Raw genomic sequence first — 18893 nt, 5'->3', positions numbered from 1 at the left:
TTAAAGATGATTGATATAAAGCACCTAAAAACCATAGCGACCCTTAAAGAGACAGGCTCTTTGGTCAATACCGCCCGCGAGTTGTTTTTAACTCAATCGGCTTTATCACATCAAATTAAAGATCTCGAGAATAAGCTAGATTGCCAACTGTTCGAACGTAAGACGCAGCCTGTGCGTTTTACACCGCAAGGCATGTTACTGCTGGAGCTTGCTAATGAGGTTTTACCGAGGGTTGAAGCGACAAAGTGTCGTTTAAAAGAAAGCCTGAATCAGCCAATTTCAAATTTACGTTTAAGTGTTGAGTGTCATGCATGCTTTCATTGGTTGCTACCAACTATCAAAGAATTTAATAACTTTTGGCCTGATATCAAAATTGATTATGAGCGCGGCTTTAGTTATGACGCCATTCCAGATTTAATTAATGATGAGTTAGATCTTGTGCTGACTTCTGATATTCGTGAACCCGATCAGCTTGAGTATGCTCACCTGTTTGATTTTAAATTAAAATTAATCGTTGCACCGGATCATGAGTTGGCAAAAAAAGCCTATGTCACCGCCCTTGATTTAAAAAACGAAACTATTATTTCGTACCCTATCCCGCGAGAGCGCCAAGATATCTTTAAACATTTTATTCAAAATGCACGCTTTGATGGCACGCTTAAAACTGTTGACCAAGGTTTATTGATTTTCCAATTAGTGAGCGCTGGAATGGGTGTTGCAGCTTTACCAGATTGGCTAGTCACCCCTTATGAAAGCCAAGGACTCATTAAGTCGATTCCGTTAGGTGCACTTGGCCTTACTCGCCCTATGTATTTAGCGATGAAAAAGAATATGAAAGATAACCCTGTTTATCGCCACTTTTTAAATACGTGTAAGCAAAATAACGGTCGCTAAAGAAAGGCAAAATAATTAACATAGCTGCATCTGTTACAAACAATAATGCTGATACATGTTTGAAATTAAAAAGATCATTGGCTCATTATTAATGCCCCTGCCGTTGTTGGGGCTGCTTACTTTAGTGATGGTATTTTTAGCCATTGCCCATAAACGCAAAGCACTCTATTTGGGCTTTGTTAGCATTTTAACTTTAATGCTGATAAGCACGCCATTTATTGGTCAGTCACTGATAGCTGCAAGCAATAACCCTGCATGGCAATTTAACCAAGCAAAACACCCTAAACTCGATAATATTGTGGTACTTGGCTGCTCTATAATGCCCAACTCTCGCCTTGCCGCTAATCACCAGTTAGGCGATTGTGCGCTTGCTCGATTACTTGAAGGTGTTAAGCTTGCCCACCACTACCCAAACGCCACTCTCTATGTATCAGGGGGCGGTTTTGCTAACACCACCAATAGCCAGCTCATGTTTGAAACAGCAAAAGCGCTCGGCATTAAAGGCTCCCGAATTAAGCAAAATCCCCTCGCAATGGATACCGCTGAAGAAGCGAAGCGACTTGCCATTTATTTAGTCGATAAAAAAACAGCCCTTGTCACCTCTGCAAGCCATATGCCGCGAGCGAAAGATTTATTTAATGCACAAGGTGTTGATGTGATCCCTGCGGCAACTGACTTCCAAGATTTTAGTCAGTATCCGACGTATAAGCAGTTTATACCAGATGATGATGTACTTGTTGCCGTTACCAGAGTCGCTCATGAAAAAATTGGCAGTGCTTGGGTAAGTGTGCGCCGCTGGATTGATCCAGAGGCGCTGTAGACTTAATCAGACTGGATTGTCGATATCGATAAACGTTACATCAAAACCATGCTGCTCAGCTAAAAGTTCGCCTAAGGCTTTAATGCCATAACGCTCAGTAGCATGGTGTCCTGCTGCAAAAAAGTCGATGCCTTGCTCGCGTGAACTATGAATCGTTTGCTCAGAGGCCTCACCAGTAAGATAAGCATCAATCCCTTGAGCAGCCGCTAAATCAATATACCCTTGGCCACCCCCAGTGCACCAAGCGATGGTTTCGATTTTTTCTTTTCTGACCAAACTAGTTAATGGTGCTCTATTAAGTACTTTCGCAATTTTATCGGCAAATTCTTCACCGCTTAGTGGTGTTTTTAAACGCCCTTTTACCGGCACACTATTTGGACCAGATTCAAGCCCACCAGTGAACTCAATACCAAGTAAATTTGCCAATTGTGCGTTATTACCAATTTCAGGGTGTATATCTAGCGGTAAGTGATAGCCATATAAATTAATATCATTATTTAAAAGCGCTGCTATGCGGCGTTTTTTCATGCCCGTGATTGGCTGCGACTCTCCTTTCCAGAAATAGCCATGATGTACCAAAATCGTATCTGCATTTTCTGCAATAGCGGCGTCAATCAATGCTTGGCTTGCTGTGACACCCGTCACTATTTTTTTTACCTCGCTCGCCCCTTCAACTTGTAAGCCGTTTGGGCAAAAGTCAGCGATAGAATCAGGTTTAAGAATGTCGTTTAATAATTGAGTAAATTGTTTGCGTTGCATATGAAAATCGTCCTTCAACCCTCTATTTTGTGCAAATTTTGGCGTTTATGAGTGAAAAATGGAAGGAAAATCGCAAAAAATTGAAAAGTAAGCTGAAAATAGGTATAAATATATATTCTTAATCTGTGTTTACAACGTATAGGGTCTCTGATGAGCAAACTAGACAAAACAGAAGTGTTAAATGCCTTCGAAGCAGCATACGAAGCAGCGAATGGTAAGAAACCTGAAATCACTACAAAACCTGGTTGGTATAGCATCGATGGTGGCAAAAACTTGCGCCTTGCTGATGTTGCAGCGCTGACTGAAGAGCTCACTTCTGGTAAAACAGCTGAGCCTAAAGCAGAAGAAGCACCAAAAGCACCAGCGAAAAAAACCAAAACTAAAACCGCTGCACCGGCTAAAACAGCTAAGAAAGCACCGTTTACTGTTGTTACAGCAAACGATGATGGTTACAAAGCTGAAGAGCTTTGGATTGTTAACCTAGCTGAAAAAGACCACGATTGTCGTTTACCGCGTGGTGTTGTGTAATCTCATTACACTCATTCATTTTAAAAAACCGCTACTCGTTAGCGGTTTTTTTATGACTATTCAATTGGTTGCTTAATATCCATTGACTTAAATAGCCAAACAACACAATAAATACGGTTCCGATTAATACGGGCATCACTAAAAAATCCCAGCTTTGCATAGATTGCATTATCAAAATTGGGTTTGCGCCTGCCGCTGGATGTACGGTATCTGTCAACATCATTAGGCTAATTGCCAGTCCTGTTGCTATAGCAATTTCAACAGCCCCTACACCGACATAATTTACAAATACAACACCGATTAAGGCAGTTAAAAGATGCCCACCGATAACATTCTTCGCTTTCGCAAGCGGACTGTGTGGCACACCAAACACTAGCACCGCTGTTGCTCCAAAGGGTGCCATCAACCACACACCGTAATGTCCTAATTGCTGTAAATAGGCCAATACAAAAATTGCCATACAAGCAAATATACCTGCAATGGCCGCTTTGCTTACTTTATTATCCATAAACCCTCCGAAAAGTAGACCGACTTGTCTACCCAGCAGATAGTAGACAAGTCGGTCTACTTCTGTCAAGCTATCATTAATGACCAATTGAGGCCTTGTTATGGATAAACGAACACATATTATTTTGACCGCCTTGTCACTTTTTTATCAAAAAGGCATTCATAGTGTGGGAATAAACGAAATCATTAGTGTGGCGGGTGTCGCCAAAAAAACCATGTACCACCATTTCGCAAGTAAAGATGAATTATTACTCGCGTGCCTCAGTGAGCGACATAATAGGTTTTTAAATTGGTTAACGCATGCCACCAGCAAGCAAACCACTGTTGAAGAGTTTAAAGCAACGTTGATCAGCTGCCATGAAGCTTGGTTTAATTCTGAAGTAACAGAATTAGGTGATTTTAATGGCTGTTTATTTATTAACACTGCCGCTGAGTTTGCTGATCCTGCAAGCCCGATAAATCAAGCCTGCAAAGAGCATAAAATGGCGGTACAGCAGTTAATAAAACGGCGCTTATCAGCGTGTGAAAACATGGAAAGCTCACAGCTCGACTCACAGAGCCACTATTTGATGACGCTTGTAGAGGGCATGATCTGCCAAGCAAAACTAGTAGGAATTAAACAGTTTCCTCATTTAAAGCAATAAATAAATTATAAAAAAAGCGGCACTATGGCCGCTTTCAGTTTAGATTTCCGCTTTGTTAAATTTCTTCAAAAAATAACTTTTCGCGTTTTTTCTCACCCACTTCGTTCATGGTTGCAGCATCAAATAAACGACCATTGATCATGGTGTAATCGATTTTATCTGTATCACGAATGTTAGTTAGCGGGTTACCGTCAATAACAATTAAATCGGCAAGTTTACCAGGCTCTAGAGAACCGATATTTTTATCAAGGCCAATGTATTTAGCAGGGTCTAACGTTGCTGCACGAATTGCTTGAAGTGGCGTCATACCACCTTGCGCAAACATCCAAATTTCCCAATGTGCTGCTAACCCCTCACGTTGACCGTGAGCACCTAGGTTTACTAACACACCTAAGTCTTGCAGCTCTTTTGCAACACGGGCATTGTTAAAGTGGTTATAGTGATGATCGGGAGCCTTAACACGGCGCATTGAGCGAGGTAAAAGCTGATTCTTTGGTACAAACTTACTTAAGCGCGGGTGATTCCACACATCGGTCTTATCGTACCAATAATTTTCCCCCCAAATACCACCGTATGCTACACCCAGTGTCGGCGTATAACCTACATCACTTTGTGACCAAAGCTGGCGAATATCATCGTAAATATTGGCAACAGGAATTGAGTGTTCAATACCCGTATGACCATCAACTACCATGGTTAAGTTGTGCTGTAGTAATGAACCGCCTTCTGGCACAACCATCATTTCAAGTTCGCGGCCTGCTTCAATAACTTGCTGGCGCTGTTCACGACGTGGTTGGTTATATGATTTAACACTAAACGCCCCTACTTTCTTTAAACGCTCAAGGTGGAATTTAGCATCTTCTAACGAATCAATATGCGATGTATAACCTGGCATATTCGCACCATATAAAATGGTACCCGTTGAGAAAATACGAGGAGCGACAATCATGCCCGCTTTTTGCATTTCGCTTGCAGCAAAAATCTCAGTGGTGTCGTTTGATGGATCATGAATCGTTGTCACACCTAACGCTAAGCCCGCTAAGTTCTTCCAGTTTTGCTGTGGAATGATCTCATCGCTGCCTTGCGAGCCGTGAGCATGCGCATCAACAATACCCGGCATAATCGTCTTACCGGTTACATCAATTACTTCTGCGCCTTTAGGAATAGCAACACTGTCTTTACTGCCAACCGCTTTAATATGCTTACCATCAGTAACAATAACGCCGTTTTCAATGACTTGCTCACCGTTCATGGTGATAATACGTGCGCCAGTTAACGCAAATACTGATTTAGGCTCGGCCATGGTTTTTGTAAAACCGATGTTATCGCCGCTTTTAACTTTAAAGTCAGTCTCTGCATTTTGGTTAATATCAAATAAACCCGCTAGGCTTGCATGATATAACTCTGGTCCTAGGCTCCAATAAAGTTTATCGCTTGTGCCACTCCAGCTAATGTTTTCACCCGCGCGAACAGAGAGCTGCTCAATTGGGAATTGGCTATCTTTCGGGCCAATATTAATGGTTTTGCCACGCTCAACAAATGGTGTAACAAATACTTTAAAACGCTCTGCAAACGCTAGGTATTGACCATCTGGTGATACTCTAAACTCTGTTGCATGCTCTGACTCATAAAGTTTACGAACTTGTTTTGATTCCAGCTCAACAACACTTAATGTTGGTTTTGGCCAAGGGCTCATCACATAAATTCGGTCATTCGCTGCACCAAATTGCGGCTGATACCCTGATTTAGTGATAAGTGTTGAATTACCGCCTTTAGTACTTACTGAGTAAATACCTGGCTCTAATGACCATGTTGGATTAAGGATACTGCCGCCAGACGCTTTACGGTAAACAACCGTTTTGCCATCTGGGCTAAATGTTGGCTCTACGTATTTACCTGGTTCTTTGGTAATAGTATCGCCACGACCACCACGTGCAGACACAACACGTACTGAGCCCTGCTCGTTGTCATCCCATGTGGTGTAAACAATCTTCTTACCATCGCGAGAAAACTGCGGGAATAATTCAAAGTGGTCGTCTTGCTTAGTCAGGCGCTTTACTTTGCCAGACTCTAAATCACGTTTATAAATATGACCTAGCGCTTCAAATATAGCCGTTTCACCATCCGGTGAAATTTGTACATTGCGCAGCATTTTCACATCAAAATTATCGCTATCGATGTTTTGTGTAAAACGCACGGCTTTTTGAATTTGCTTATTGGTCTCAACTTTAAATGGAATAGTCGAGACAGACTTATCATCTACATCTAGCTTATGAATGGTACCACCCGCCCAAAAGACTAGTTGTTCGTTATCTGGCGTCCAAGCAATTGTTGGGTATACGCCATGAATTGCCCATGTCTCTTGCATATCACGCTCAAGCTCGCCATACAGTTTTGTATGCTCACCGGTGTGAAGATCATATAAGTACAAGCTTGTTTGGAAATCATCGCGCTTGATATACGCAAGCTTTTTACCATCTGGTGAAGGTGTCGGTCGTATAGCCCCACCCATGCCATCAATAATTGTTTCAATCTCGCCGGTTTCACGATCATAGCGTTTAATTTTATAAATACCCGCTACAGAATCTTTAGAGTAATGGAATGTTTTACCCGGCGTTGCATCATGAGAAAAATAAACATAACGACCATCCGGTGAGAACATTGGCTCGCCTAAGTCTTTTTGGTCGTTTTCGCGTGCAGTTAGTTGCACACCTTTACCACCCGCTTTATGGTAAAGCCATACTTCACCAGCCCCTAAAGAGCGGCTTGCAGTAAAGTGCTTACGCGCAACTAAGTAGTCACCATCAGGGCTCCAAGCTGGGCTGTTTAACAAACGAAATGTTTCGTTGGTTACTGCCTTTTGGTTTTCACCGTTTACATCCATAACCCAAATATTGTCACCACCGCCTTGGTCTGAAGTAAACGCAATGTGCTTACCATCAGGACTAAAGCGTGGTTGCATTTGCCATGCAATATCACTGGTTAATTGCGTTGCAGTACCACCCGACATTGGCATGGTATAAATATCGCCGAGTAGGTCATACACCACTGTTTTACCATCAGGGCTAATATCAACATTCATCCACGTGCCTTGCTCAACACTAATTTTAGCGTCTAGGAATTGGCCTTTTGGTGTATCTACTTGCCATTTGTCATCATTTGATTGCTCAGTTGCAGCCACTTGCCCTGATAGAGCAAGTGAAATCGATACAGCAAGCGCTGTATGAAGCATTTTCTTCATTGAAATCTCACTTTTTATTGTTTTGCTTATATGCACACTTTTAAGATTGCACCAAATAGCATAGCAAGATTCCAGCAATACGTGTTAAACAGACGTAAATAGACGACTAATGCCACGCAATCGGATCAAACTGATAAAAGCCAACCAGTAAATGATAAATTTCTGGGTCAAACTGCCTGAGTTCTGCAGGTTTTTCTAAAAAGGTTTCGGTGATAACAGCAAAAAACTCGGCCTCATTAGTTGCCCCGTAACTGTGAATAACATGAGGCATGCCATAGGCTAAGTGGGTTTTGAGTTGATTAAATGCGCGGCTAAATACTTTCGCCCATTTTTGGTAATCCTCATTACTCGAAAGCAATGGCGTGCCTGTGGTTTGCCCTGTTTCTTGGTCGAGTTGATGAGCAAACTCATGAAACACCAAATTATGTCCATCACTTGGTAAGCGATTGCCCTCAAGAACATCATGCCAGCTCAGTACCAAGGTTCCACCCGGCCAAGACTCTCCTTGGCGCACGGTATTGTGATAGCTTACGAGTCCTGCATTATCGCGGGAAGTTTGCGGCGCATAATAAGCACTTGGATATAAAAGGATCTCTTTTACATTGCGATACAGGGGCCAAGGTTTATTAAGCACTAAAACACAGGCATCGGCCGCTACAATCAGCTTCATTGCATCATTAAGTTTAAGGCCATCACAGCCAATAAAGTGCTTTTCATTTAAAAACCAGACAATGTGACGCTCCAGCTTTTCGCGATCTGCATCCGTCATCTTTTGGTAGATGGGCATATAGTTTAATAGCAGTTTTTTTTGCTGAGCATTGAGGGAGTAATTAAGGTATTTTTTCTGCCAAAAGTGGTTACGGATGTCATCCCAGCGCCAGTAACAGACAATAAATATAATTAAAAAAACTAACAACAACAGGTTTAGCATTACTAACGCCTAAAAAACAGTCTTGTTACTTTAATGTGTGCAAACCAAAAAAGATCAATTGTTTGCACACTTTTTATTTTCAAAAACCTTAACTTGGTGTCATACAACCCTTATTATGCATGAAAACCCTGTTGCGGCCGCTATTTTTAGCACTGTATAAAGCATTGTCTGCATTAGATAGTAATCGATCATAGTCAGTGACTTTTGAATTATCTGCAACACCAAAGCTCACCGTAACACATAGTCCTGTTGCGATATCAGCAAAGTCATAGTCAGCTATCTGTAAACGTATGTTTTCACACAACAGTGCTGCTTGTTCAGCATTTTTGTGCGGGAATAGTAAGGTAAACTCTTCACCTCCCCATCGTGCAGCATAGCCTTCATCTGGAAAACTCATTTGTAATAATCGTGCGATTTCACAAATCACCTTATCACCGATTAAATGAGAGAAATCATCATTAATCTGTTTAAAGTGATCAATATCCATAATCGCAATACTGAGCGCTTTATCCTCATCTTGAAACTGGTTAAAGTTATTTGCTAACCAACTATCAAAGGCGCGTCTATTCGGCAATTGTGTTAATTGGTCATGGTTTGCTAAGTGGGCAAATGCATCAGCTTGTGTTTTTAGTTCATGCATTTGCTGTTCAACTTTTTCCGTTAATTCGATTTCAATTCGCTTGTAGTGATATAGTCGATATTTATAAATGACATACGCGGTAAAAAGAACGGCAATTAAGATAAATAACTTAAAGCTGGTTTTTTGCCAAAAATAAGGAGCAATTTTAAAATGCAATACTTGCTCATTATTTTGCCAATCACTATTTGGGTAGCCTGCGCGCACTTTAAAGGTATATTCACCTGGCGGTAAATTTGTGTACTCGGTAATGGTCAGACGCCCCCGGTCTACCCATTGTTGATTGTACCCACTTAATTGAGTTTGATAGTTAAGCCGAGCAGGCATAATAAAACTTAGCCCTGCGTAATTAAAAGACACACGTGAGACACCTGCCGGCAAACTAATAAAATCAGTACCAGAAGTTAAAGGCATTGATTTACCATCTACTTCAAAACTTTCTATTACAGTCGACAAACGGCGTTTACTTGCCTCTTTTAAGCGCTCTGGTGCTGCAATAGCAACGCCCTTAGCGGTCGCAACCCATATTTGACCATCAGAATGTATTACCGCAGCAGGGTTTGAGCCACCATTCGCTTGCGCACTTAGCATGCCATCGCCTTCGTCATAAAGCTGCATGGAAACGTCCATTGGTTTAGCTGGGTTATCTAATAACGTATTGAGTTGTGCTTTGTTAACCTGAATGACACCGCGATTACTGGTAAGCCAAAGTGAATCACCTTGTTCAATCACTTGGAACAGTTTATCAACGGGTAAACCTTGCTCTCGGCCAAACAAACTCATTTGATCTGTGCTGAGGTTGTAGCGAACTAGCCCTCGGTCTGTGGCGAGCCACATTTTATCACCATCCAAATAAAAGCCGAATGCATACTCAGTGCTAAACTGATCAGGAAATTTTAATGAGCTGATTTGTCCAGAAGCTGAATCTAAGATAGATACGCCAACGCCTGTGCCAATCCAGATCTTGCCATAAGCATCTTCGGCAAGGGCCATGATAAAGTCGCCAGCTAAACCATCGACTGTTGTATATGAATATGTTTGCCCTGAGGTATCTATTTTAGTTAACCCACCTGCAGTCCCAACCCACAAGTTATCAGACGAATCAAATAGCACCGCGCGAACTTCGTTACTAATAAGACCATTACTTCGATTTTTAACGGGATAAATTTTGTTATCTGCAACTTTCATTAAACCCGCAGTATAAGTACCAAGCCAAACACCTCCCTGTTTATCTTCGGTAAGGCTTAACACTGATAAAGGGTCTTTGTCGTTAACTTGTTCAAGCGTTGTTAACTCACCATTCTCAATACGATTTAAGCCGTTACTACTGCCCACCCACAAGCTGCCATCTGAGTGAGAGAGCACTGTACGAACATAATTTGATGCCAGACCTCTACTCTTGTTCCAATTTGTAAAAGGGGCTTCTCTTAATCGAAATAAGCCCGCGTTAGTTCCGACCCAAATGCTTTTTTCACGATCTTGCATTAGCGATAAGATGCGATTATTTGGTAAACCATCGTCAGCGGCTAAATTTTCTAAACCCAATTCACTTAACCTAAACACCCCTTTATTAATGGTACCAAACCATAAATCACCATGTGCATCTTCAAGTAAGCTAGAGATAGATTCTTTATTAAGGACGGGGTCAACAGAAGTGAACTTGTCTTGTTGCTTTTTCCATACACCTTTTTCGGTGCCTACAATTAAGGTACCCGAATTCGTTAGTAGTAAAGTAAATACGGAGGCGTCCGGCAACCCTGAATCTCGGCCAACCTTACTAACCTTGCTATCTATAATTTGATACAAGCCATCACTGGTTGCCGCCCAAATAACGCCCTCTTGGTCTTGTAACAAGCGATAAACACTCAATTTATCAAGTAGTTTTTGTTCAGGTGCATGCTCTGCGGCCCGATAAGCAATCCCCTCTCCTTCGAGGGCAAGCCAAATCTCACCTTGTTCAGTTATAAGTGCATGATTTATCATAGCTGACGATGTTGCTAAAGCGCGCCATTGCCCTTGAGTTCGTTGTGCAATACCACCTCGTGCACCAACTATATATAAATCACCATTATCCATCGGAATAAGGCTACGCAATCCAGAGTCAGGTAAGCCGGGGATTTCTGTACGGGTAAAAAGTTTAAATTCACGACCATTGAAACGAGCGAGCCCTTCCCAAGTTGCTATCCAAATATAACCGTCATTTGTTTGTGTAACTGAATTTATGCTGTTATGTGGAAGGCCTGCCGGTGTACTCCAAGTCTCGGTAAAATAATCACTGAGAGAGAGGCGTGCAGAATCTGCAAAAGCATTGAAACACAAGAAAAGTAAAATACAGCTAACTACCCGCACCATAAACTAAGACCCTGATATTTATTATCATTCTTTTCAGTGATGTAGTTTTATAGGTTCAGGGTTAAGCAAAACCCCGAATGGAACCAACTTACTTAATTAAGCGAATTGCTAAAATACTACATTAGTTGCAATTTTTACTTACTTTAATCACATTTAGCAACAATCAATTACAAAAATTTGTAATTTTTTCTTGTAGTACCTTTAAAAACTGCGCTACATGAAGTCCATCCATCAAGGCATGATGAACGTCAATCGACAGAGGCATTTTTCCAGTTTTTGAATCAAACTGGCCGAATACAAACTTAGGAATACCAAGTCCGTGACCTTCACTTACCGCATGCGAAAAACCAGTAAAGTTTAACCATGGTAGCACTGAGATATGAATTAGGTCTGGCTGCCCTTCTGTTGCAGCAAATGCATCAGAGAAAAAAGCTTGTACTTTACTGTTTTTTCCCACTTCAATAGCATGTTTAGAAAACGCTTCAATCGACGCCTGTTTTTCAAAATAACTAAATCGGAAAGTATCATCATCAGCAAGCTCAACCACACTCCCTCGTACCGATGACAGTTGTACCGGTAGAGAATCTATAATACGTTGCCGCATTGGGGCGTAGTCATGACACGCTTCCAAAGTAAGGTATACATATGTATGAAAAAATGAGTACGGCGATTTTTTACATTTTTCATAAAGCGCAGCCATATCAAGCGAAACACAGACATTAAAATAAGGTAAAGAAAACTCACTGAAAAAAGCAAAATGTTGCTTTCGAGGCCAAGAATCTAAATCAATCGGTGTGATTTCACAAAGTGCTGTATCCATAAGAGACCCTCGAAGATTAAAAATCGAGTTTAACGAGTTAAAATGGCTTCGTCACTTAGTTGCGACAAATTACGAGCACAAAAAAAGGTGCGACCTGCGCACCTTTTCGAACAACTAATTTAATTAATTATAAACCGTTTTCGATGATTTCTAATGCTAGTTCATCGGCAATTAAATGTGTTGATTTTTGTTCTTTCTCTGAGCGAGCAAAGATTTCAGTTAAGGTATCGTAAATACCTTCAACGTGCTTAGTTGAAGCTTCTGCACTATAACCTTCTGGCGCAGTTTCGTAGTAAACGTTGATGATACCACCTGCGTTAATTACGTAATCTGGCGCATATAAGATACCTTTTTCACGGATGATCTCACCGTGACGAGACTCTGCTAATTGGTTATTCGCACAACCAGCAATAATCGTTGCTTTTAAGCGAGGGATGGTATTATCGTTTACCGTTGCGCCTAGCGCACACGGTGCATAAACATCAACATCTAAGTCGTAGATTTCATCAATACCAACAGCCGTTGCATTGAAGTCATTTACAACACGCTCAACAGCTTGCTCGTTGATATCTGTTACAAATAATGTTGCGCCCGCTTCATGTAGGTGCTTACAAAGGCCATATGCCACGGCACCTAAACCTTGCACGGCTACTTTGATGCCAGCTAGATCTTGATGACCACGTTGATGCTGTAAAGCAGCTTTAATACCTAAGAATGTACCGTATGCCGTAAATGGTGATGGGTTGCCACTTTTACCTTCAAGGCCTAATACATAGTTAGTTTCTTTATTCATGATAGCCACATCATCACAGGTGATGTTTACATCTTCAGCTGAATAGTAGCTACCGCTTAAACGCTCTAGTTGGCGACCAAATGCACGGAAAAGTTGCTCTGATTTAATTTCTTTAGCATTACCGATGATCACTGACTTACCGCCACCAAATGGTAAACGTGCTACAGCATTTTTATACGTCATACCTTTTGATAAACGAAGTGCATCTGTTACAGCATCTTCATCTGTTGTGTAATCCCACATTCTGCAACCACCAACAGCTGGACCTAACTTGGTATTGTGAACCGCGATAATAGCTTTTAGGCCTGATTCTTTATCTGAACAAAATACCACTTGCTCGTGGTTATCAAAGTCGACTTTATTAAATACAGCCACAGTTAAATACTCCGAAATTTTCTTACCCTAAGGGGTGTGAGCGCTGAAATTGCCGAGACTTTATCACTTCATATGCTCGCTTACCACTATATGAGATGATAAAACTAAGCAAAGTTCAATGACAGAAATAACAACTCAAAAAACAACTTATAAAAGAAAAAATATACCAACCAAAGTTTGAATTGAGCATTGTTAATTCAAAACAAAATATTAACATCACCAACTTTATTACGTGAACGTAAAGGTAAAGTATAGCGTAAAGAAAAAGTGACAAGGAAAATGTGCCGATAAAGCTAAGTAGTATCTGCTTTTTAAGGGCATGCAGAGAAAATAGCCGAGACTGGTCAGAGCTGAAAAAAAACGGCGCAGATGCGCCGTTTTTTATTAAAAGACTTACAGGATGATTATTTTAATTTACCATCAAGTTCTTCGATTTTTGCTTTCCAAATAGCAGGGCCTTGTGTATGCGCATTCGCACCTTCGCTATCAACAGCAACCGTTACTGGCATATCTTCTACTTCAAACTCGTAGATTGCTTCCATACCTAAATCTTCAAAAGCCACTACACGTGCTTTTTTGATTGCTTTAGATACAAGGTAAGCTGCACCACCTACCGCCATTAAGTAAATAGACTTATTGTTCTTGATTGATTCAACTGTTGCAGGACCACGCTCTGCTTTACCAATCATACCGATGATGCCAGTGTTTTCTAGCATCATATCAGTGAATTTATCCATACGTGTTGCAGTTGTAGGGCCAGCAGGACCTACCGCTTCATCACCTACTGCATCAACAGGGCCAACGTAGTAGATAAACTTGTTATCAAAATCAACGCCTTCAGGTAAACCTTCACCTGATTGGATCATATCTTGTAAACGTTTATGTGCTGCGTCACGACCCGTTAAAATAGTACCAGACAGAAGAACCGTTTCACCCATCTTCCATTCTTGCGTGTCTTCTTTAGTCAGTGTGTTTAAATCAACACGACGTGTACCTTCACCTACTTCAAACGTAACTTCTGGCCAATCTTCAAGTTTCGGCGCTTTAAGATCAGCTGGGCCTGAACCATCTAACGTGAAGTGAACGTGACGAGTTGCTGCACAGTTTGGGATCATTACCACTGGTTTTGATGCTGCATGAGTCGGTGCAGTTTTGATTTTCACGTCAACAACTGTTGTTAAACCACCCAGACCTTGTGCGCCAATACCTAATTTGTTTGCACGTTCGAAGATATCGATACGCATTTTTTCTTCAGTTGTTTCTGCGCCACGCTCAATCAGCTCATGAATATCAACCGGATCCATTAATGATTCTTTAGCAAGTACCGCTGCTTTTTCTGCAGTACCACCAATACCTATACCTAGCATGCCAGGTGGACACCAGCCCGCCCCCATTGTTGGTAATGTTTTTTCAACCCATGCAGCCACATCATCAGATGGGTTAAGCATAACCATTTTCGTTTTATTTTCTGAGCCGCCGCCCTTCGCTGCCACCATTACTTCTACTTCAGCACCTGGCACTAAGTCGATATGAACAACTGATGGAGTATTGTCTTTGGTGTTTTTACGCGTACCTGCAGGGTCTGCAACAATTGATGCACGTAACGGGTTATCTGGGTTTAAGTATGCGCGACGTGTACCTTCATCAACCATTTGCTGTACAGTCATGTCTGTTTTATCCCACTTGACATCCATACCTACTTTTACAAAACAGGTAATGATACCGGTATCTTGGCACAGTGGACGTTTACCTTCAGCAGACATACGAGAGTTAATTAAAATTTGCGCAATGGCATCTTTTGCCGCTTTGCTTTGCTCTTTGTTGTAAGCTTTTTCTAAGGCTTGTACGAAATCGAGAGGGTGATAAAAAGAAATGTATTGCAATGCATCTTCAATGCTATCAATGAAGTCTTGCTGACGAATTGTACTCATTACGGGTTCCTTAAGTTTTTATCGCGTAGCGCTGTACGTGATCCTGAGTAAACCGGTGACGAAGATTTACTCTACGGGTTAGTCATGGCATCACTATAAAGGAAATCATAACGCTGCCAATCAAATTTAACTTATGATACCCTCCCCGCCCGTTTCGGGCTAGTTATTCAGGGCAATGTAGATGATAAACGATGAAAATTTGTGCATTAAATTAGATTTAAGCGGTGATTGCATCGCGCTATTTACTCATTTTGCTCATTTACCCCATGCCGTGTTGCTTGATTCAGCTAACAGTGAACATGTAAATAGTCGCTTTGATATCATTGCCATTGCGCCGCTAAAGCAATTAGAGGTGCGCGAAAATCAGTGCTTTATCGACGGTAAGCAACAATCGAGTGATTGTTTTAATTTAATGAAAGCGGGCCTTCAGGAATTTAATCACGCACCAAGCTCGAATAACCTACCTTTTACGGGTGGTTGGCTTGGCTATTTTGGTTATGATTTAGGCCGCGTGATTGAAACCATGCCGAGTAATGCCGAAAACGACATTAACATGCCGCAAATGGCTGTTGGCCTTTATCCTGATGCCCTTATTTTTGATAAGCAACAACAAAGCTGGTTTTACGTTTGTCAGCCAAATCACAATCGCTTAGCGCTATACCAGCAGCACCTAAACGAAACACCAGCAAGTGCAGAGTTTGCGCTGCAGAGCGACTGGCAGTCAAACATGAGCAAAGCCAGCTACAGCGAAAAGTTCGAGAAAATTCAAGCTTATTTAAAAAGCGGTGACTGTTACCAGATCAACCTTGCACAACGATTCAAAGCTGAATTTTCAGGTTCAACATGGCAAGCCTATAAACAACTTCGAGAAGCGAATAAAGCACCGTTTTCAAGCTATATAAATCACCCAGATGGCGCTATTTTATCTATCTCACCTGAGCGCTTTATCTCGATAAATCAAGGGCAAATTGAAACCAAGCCGATTAAAGGAACCCTGCCACGCTTGGCTGACTCTGAACAAGACCAAGCGCAAGCAACTCGCTTACAACAATCTGAAAAAGATCGTGCAGAAAATGTCATGATTGTTGATCTATTGCGCAACGATTTAGGCAAAGTTGCCCGACCTGGTACTGTCACTGTACCATCGCTATTTGCAATTGAAAGCTTTCCTGCTGTGCATCATTTAGTAAGTACAGTGCGCGCAGAATTAGCCGAGGGTAAAGATGCCGTTGACCAAATTCATGCCGCTTTCCCGGGTGGCTCAATTACAGGAGCACCGAAAATTCGCGCTATGGAAATCATAGAAGAGCTCGAGCCGCATCGCCGTAGTGTGTATTGTGGTTCAATTGGCTATTTAAGTGCCTGTGGCAATATGGATACCAGTATCACAATTCGTACTTTAGTGTGCCATCAAGGTGCTATCTATTGTTGGGCTGGCGGTGGCATTGTGGCTGATTCAAAGGTCGACTTGGAGTACCAAGAAACTTACGATAAAGTAAATAAAATACTGCCTTTATTAAAGTAAAAGTTGAAGTAAAAGCCTTGAATAGTCAGCAAATAATTGCCCGCTTTAGTTTAAGTCAAACCACAGAGCGCCCTACCACCATTCGCTTTAATGCCGAAAAGCGTGCCAGTGCCGTAATGCTCCCTCTGCTTGATGTTAATGACGATGCGCATTTATTGCTGTGCAAACGACCAAGTTATTTACTTCATCACCCGGGGGAGATTTGCTTACCGGGTGGTAAGTATGAAGAGCAAGATGACACTTTAATGCACACTGCCCTTCGAGAGCTTAATGAAGAGCTCAACATTGCGACACATCAAGTGACTGTTCACGGTAAATTACACCAGTATGCGACTTTAACTGGTTTCACTATTGAACCATTTGTTTGTGTACTTAGTAAAGGCACTACATGGCAAGCAGATCCTAATGAAGTGGCCGCCAGTTTTTTGCTACCGATATCACATTTGAGCAACCAGCAAAATTGGCAACCTCTCCCTTTTGAGCGCAATGGCAAAACCATCATATTACAGGGCTTGATGACCCCGCATGGCCTACTTTGGGGAGCAACCGCGAGCATAATTAACAACTTTATCAAGCAGCTCGCCCTACCAGTTTAATTATCCTGCTTTTAGGGTTACACAGCCACATAGAAACGTTATCATGTGGCACCGTTCAAAGACAGATATACCTTCCCCTAAGTTACTGAGCAAAGTATGTAAAGGGGACTACATTTTAGGTATAGCGTTTAATAGGAAAATGAGTAGCAAATTATGATCAGTGCATTCGATATGTTTAGTATTGGTATTGGCCCATCGTCATCTCACACAGTTGGCCCAATGCGCGCTTCGCGTTTATTTGTAAACGAATTAGAAGAAAAAAACATACTTACAAACGTCACCGATATTAAAGTAGAGCTGTTTGGTTCATTAGGCCAAACGGGCATTGGCCATGGCTCAGGTAAAGCCGTGATCTTAGGCCTTGCCGGTTATGATCCAGAAACCATTGATGCTGATTTAGTCGATGATATTCTCGCGAAAATCGAAAAAGAACAGGTTATTTACTTAAACCAAAGCCATAAAGCTAATTTCCCAAAGCAAGGTGCGATTGTATTCCATCGTCGTAAAACATTACCAAAGCATTCAAATGCGATGGAAATCATTGCGAGCCAAAATGGCGAAAAACTTTTTAGTAAGGTGTATTACTCAATCGGTGGTGGCTTTATCGTAAGTGATGAAGAGTTCGAGAACGAAAAACAAAAAGCGCTCGAAATCCGTGAAGAAAACCCAGCACCTTACCCATTCAATACTGCTAAAGAGTTATTAGAGCTGTGTCGCGAATCAGGGTTTAGTGTATCAACGCTTATGATGCATAACGAAAAAACTCTTCGTAGTGAAAAAGACATCAAAGATGAGCTGTTTAATATTTGGCAAGTCATGAAAGCCTGTATTGAACGTGGTATGCGCACAGAAGGTATCTTACCGGGCGGCTTAAAAGTAAAACGTCGTGCACCTAGCTTACACCTTAAATTAAATATTGAGGTTAACAATGACCCGCTTCGCGCTATGGATTGGGTTGATTTATTTGCCCTTGCTGTGAACGAAGAAAATGCAGCTGGCGGCCGTGTTGTTACCGCACCAACCAATGGTGCTGCAGGTATTTTACCAGCGGTATTGATGTATTATCACACTTTCATTAAAGAAGTAGACCGAGATATTGCCACCCGTTATTTATTAACAGCTGCGGCAATTGGTATTTTGTATAAAAAGAATGCCTCAATTTCGGGTGCTGAAGTAGGTTGCCAAGGCGAAGTGGGTGTTGCTTGCTCAATGGCAGCGGGTGCACTAACTGAAATAATGGGTGGTAATGTTGTGCAAGTTGAGAACGCTGCTGAAATCGGCATGGAGCATAATCTAGGTCTTACCTGTGACCCTGTTGGTGGCCTTGTGCAAGTACCGTGTATTGAACGTAATGCGATGGGTGCTATAAAAGCAATCAATGCGTCACGCCTTGCAATGCGTGGCTCTGGCGAGCAAAAAGTGACCCTTGATAAGGTAATTAAAACCATGCTCGACACAGGTAATGATATGAAAACCAAATACAAAGAAACCGCTCGCGGTGGCTTGGCGGTTAATATCATCGAGTGTTAATTTACAGCAC

The 18893-nt window shown here is 41.7% G+C and carries 15 protein-coding genes; 7 read left to right on the top strand and 8 right to left on the bottom strand.

From position 1 onward, the window contains the following. Positions 1–6 precede the first annotated feature (6 nt). Both E5N72_RS09200 and E5N72_RS09195 read left to right on the top strand, forming a co-directional pair. A complete protein-coding gene (locus tag E5N72_RS09200; RefSeq protein WP_054551603.1) occupies positions 7–894 on the top strand; it encodes a LysR substrate-binding domain-containing protein in 888 nt (295 codons plus the stop codon). A gap of 55 nt (positions 895–949) precedes the next feature. Next, positions 950–1714 carry a YdcF family protein gene (locus E5N72_RS09195; protein WP_135924174.1) on the top strand — a complete coding sequence of 255 codons (765 nt, stop codon included), beginning with the start codon at positions 950–952 and terminating at the stop codon, positions 1712–1714. Positions 1715–1720: 6 nt separating this feature from the next. On the opposite strand, the gene E5N72_RS09190 is transcribed toward E5N72_RS09195, so the two are convergent. Beyond that, positions 1721–2473, bottom strand: a complete 753-nt coding sequence (locus E5N72_RS09190) for a Nif3-like dinuclear metal center hexameric protein (protein ID WP_135924173.1) — start codon at positions 2471–2473, stop codon at positions 1721–1723. A 150-nt stretch (positions 2474–2623) separates the two neighbouring features. On the opposite strand from E5N72_RS09190, the gene E5N72_RS09185 reads away from it, so the two are divergent. Further along, positions 2624–3001, top strand: coding sequence for a hypothetical protein (locus tag E5N72_RS09185; protein ID WP_063706001.1), 378 nt, complete (start codon positions 2624–2626; stop codon positions 2999–3001). Between the two features lie 31 nt (positions 3002–3032). Here E5N72_RS09185 and E5N72_RS09180 read toward each other — a convergent pair whose 3' ends face one another. Then, positions 3033–3509, bottom strand: coding sequence for an HPP family protein (locus E5N72_RS09180; RefSeq protein WP_135924172.1), 477 nt, complete (start codon positions 3507–3509; stop codon positions 3033–3035). A gap of 100 nt (positions 3510–3609) precedes the next feature. Between E5N72_RS09180 and E5N72_RS09175 the strand changes: the two genes are divergently transcribed. After that, positions 3610–4152 (top strand): TetR/AcrR family transcriptional regulator, encoded by a 543-nt coding sequence (locus tag E5N72_RS09175; protein WP_135924171.1) that lies wholly within the window; start codon positions 3610–3612, stop codon positions 4150–4152. A 55-nt stretch (positions 4153–4207) separates the two neighbouring features. Here the strand turns inward: E5N72_RS09175 and E5N72_RS09170 are convergent, their stop codons facing one another. The 6 genes from E5N72_RS09170 to E5N72_RS09145 form a co-directional block, all read right to left on the bottom strand. Then, the gene (locus E5N72_RS09170; protein ID WP_135924170.1) at positions 4208–7393 is read right to left on the bottom strand and encodes an amidohydrolase family protein; all 3186 of its coding nucleotides are present in this window, start codon (positions 7391–7393) and stop codon (positions 4208–4210) included. A gap of 106 nt (positions 7394–7499) precedes the next feature. Next, positions 7500–8324: a M90 family metallopeptidase gene (locus E5N72_RS09165; RefSeq protein ID WP_135924169.1), complete on the bottom strand. Its 825-nt coding sequence runs from the start codon at positions 8322–8324 to the stop codon at positions 7500–7502. Between the two features lie 88 nt (positions 8325–8412). Continuing rightward, on the bottom strand, positions 8413–11313 hold the full coding sequence (locus E5N72_RS09160) for a ligand-binding sensor domain-containing diguanylate cyclase (RefSeq protein WP_135924168.1): 2901 nt from the start codon (positions 11311–11313) through the stop codon (positions 8413–8415). A 163-nt stretch (positions 11314–11476) separates the two neighbouring features. Next, the gene (locus tag E5N72_RS09155; RefSeq protein WP_135926262.1) at positions 11477–12112 is read right to left on the bottom strand and encodes a CatA-like O-acetyltransferase; all 636 of its coding nucleotides are present in this window, start codon (positions 12110–12112) and stop codon (positions 11477–11479) included. A 148-nt stretch (positions 12113–12260) separates the two neighbouring features. Further along, positions 12261–13301: a Glu/Leu/Phe/Val dehydrogenase gene (locus E5N72_RS09150; protein ID WP_135924167.1), complete on the bottom strand. Its 1041-nt coding sequence runs from the start codon at positions 13299–13301 to the stop codon at positions 12261–12263. 404 nt (positions 13302–13705) lie between these two features. Next, positions 13706–15232 carry a fumarate hydratase gene (locus E5N72_RS09145; protein WP_062570698.1) on the bottom strand — a complete coding sequence of 509 codons (1527 nt, stop codon included), beginning with the start codon at positions 15230–15232 and terminating at the stop codon, positions 13706–13708. 181 nt (positions 15233–15413) lie between these two features. Here E5N72_RS09145 and pabB point away from each other — a divergent pair, with 181 nt between their 5' ends. The 3 genes from pabB (at position 15414) to E5N72_RS09130 (ending at position 18883) form a co-directional block, all read left to right on the top strand. Beyond that, positions 15414–16757 (top strand): aminodeoxychorismate synthase component I, encoded by a 1344-nt coding sequence (pabB, locus tag E5N72_RS09140; protein ID WP_135924166.1) that lies wholly within the window; start codon positions 15414–15416, stop codon positions 16755–16757. A 17-nt stretch (positions 16758–16774) separates the two neighbouring features. Then, positions 16775–17353 carry a CoA pyrophosphatase gene (locus tag E5N72_RS09135; RefSeq protein ID WP_135924165.1) on the top strand — a complete coding sequence of 193 codons (579 nt, stop codon included), beginning with the start codon at positions 16775–16777 and terminating at the stop codon, positions 17351–17353. A gap of 153 nt (positions 17354–17506) precedes the next feature. Then, entirely contained in the window at positions 17507–18883 is a 1377-nt protein-coding gene (locus tag E5N72_RS09130; RefSeq protein WP_135924164.1) for an L-serine ammonia-lyase, read from the top strand. Positions 18884–18893: the final 10 nt, after the last annotated feature.

The organism is Pseudoalteromonas sp. MEBiC 03607, assembly GCF_004792295.1.
Classification (GTDB): Bacteria; Pseudomonadota; Gammaproteobacteria; order Enterobacterales; family Alteromonadaceae; genus Pseudoalteromonas; species Pseudoalteromonas lipolytica_C.
Note: the sequence above shows the minus strand (reverse complement) of the source record. Positions and strands in the feature narration are given on the sequence as shown.

Coding starts and splice junctions, on each gene's coding strand:
- E5N72_RS09145 (WP_062570698.1), bottom strand. CDS start 15,232: ATGAGTACAATTCGTCAGCAAGACTTCATTGATAGCATTGAAGATGCA.
- pabB (WP_135924166.1), top strand. CDS start 15,414: ATGATAAACGATGAAAATTTGTGCATTAAATTAGATTTAAGCGGTGAT.
- E5N72_RS09185 (WP_063706001.1), top strand. CDS start 2,624: ATGAGCAAACTAGACAAAACAGAAGTGTTAAATGCCTTCGAAGCAGCA.
- E5N72_RS09195 (WP_135924174.1), top strand. CDS start 950: ATGTTTGAAATTAAAAAGATCATTGGCTCATTATTAATGCCCCTGCCG.
- E5N72_RS09180 (WP_135924172.1), bottom strand. CDS start 3,509: ATGGATAATAAAGTAAGCAAAGCGGCCATTGCAGGTATATTTGCTTGT.
- E5N72_RS09190 (WP_135924173.1), bottom strand. CDS start 2,473: ATGCAACGCAAACAATTTACTCAATTATTAAACGACATTCTTAAACCT.
- E5N72_RS09200 (WP_054551603.1), top strand. CDS start 7: ATGATTGATATAAAGCACCTAAAAACCATAGCGACCCTTAAAGAGACA.
- E5N72_RS09160 (WP_135924168.1), bottom strand. CDS start 11,313: ATGGTGCGGGTAGTTAGCTGTATTTTACTTTTCTTGTGTTTCAATGCT.
- E5N72_RS09165 (WP_135924169.1), bottom strand. CDS start 8,324: ATGCTAAACCTGTTGTTGTTAGTTTTTTTAATTATATTTATTGTCTGT.
- E5N72_RS09175 (WP_135924171.1), top strand. CDS start 3,610: ATGGATAAACGAACACATATTATTTTGACCGCCTTGTCACTTTTTTAT.
- E5N72_RS09170 (WP_135924170.1), bottom strand. CDS start 7,393: ATGAAGAAAATGCTTCATACAGCGCTTGCTGTATCGATTTCACTTGCT.
- E5N72_RS09130 (WP_135924164.1), top strand. CDS start 17,507: ATGATCAGTGCATTCGATATGTTTAGTATTGGTATTGGCCCATCGTCA.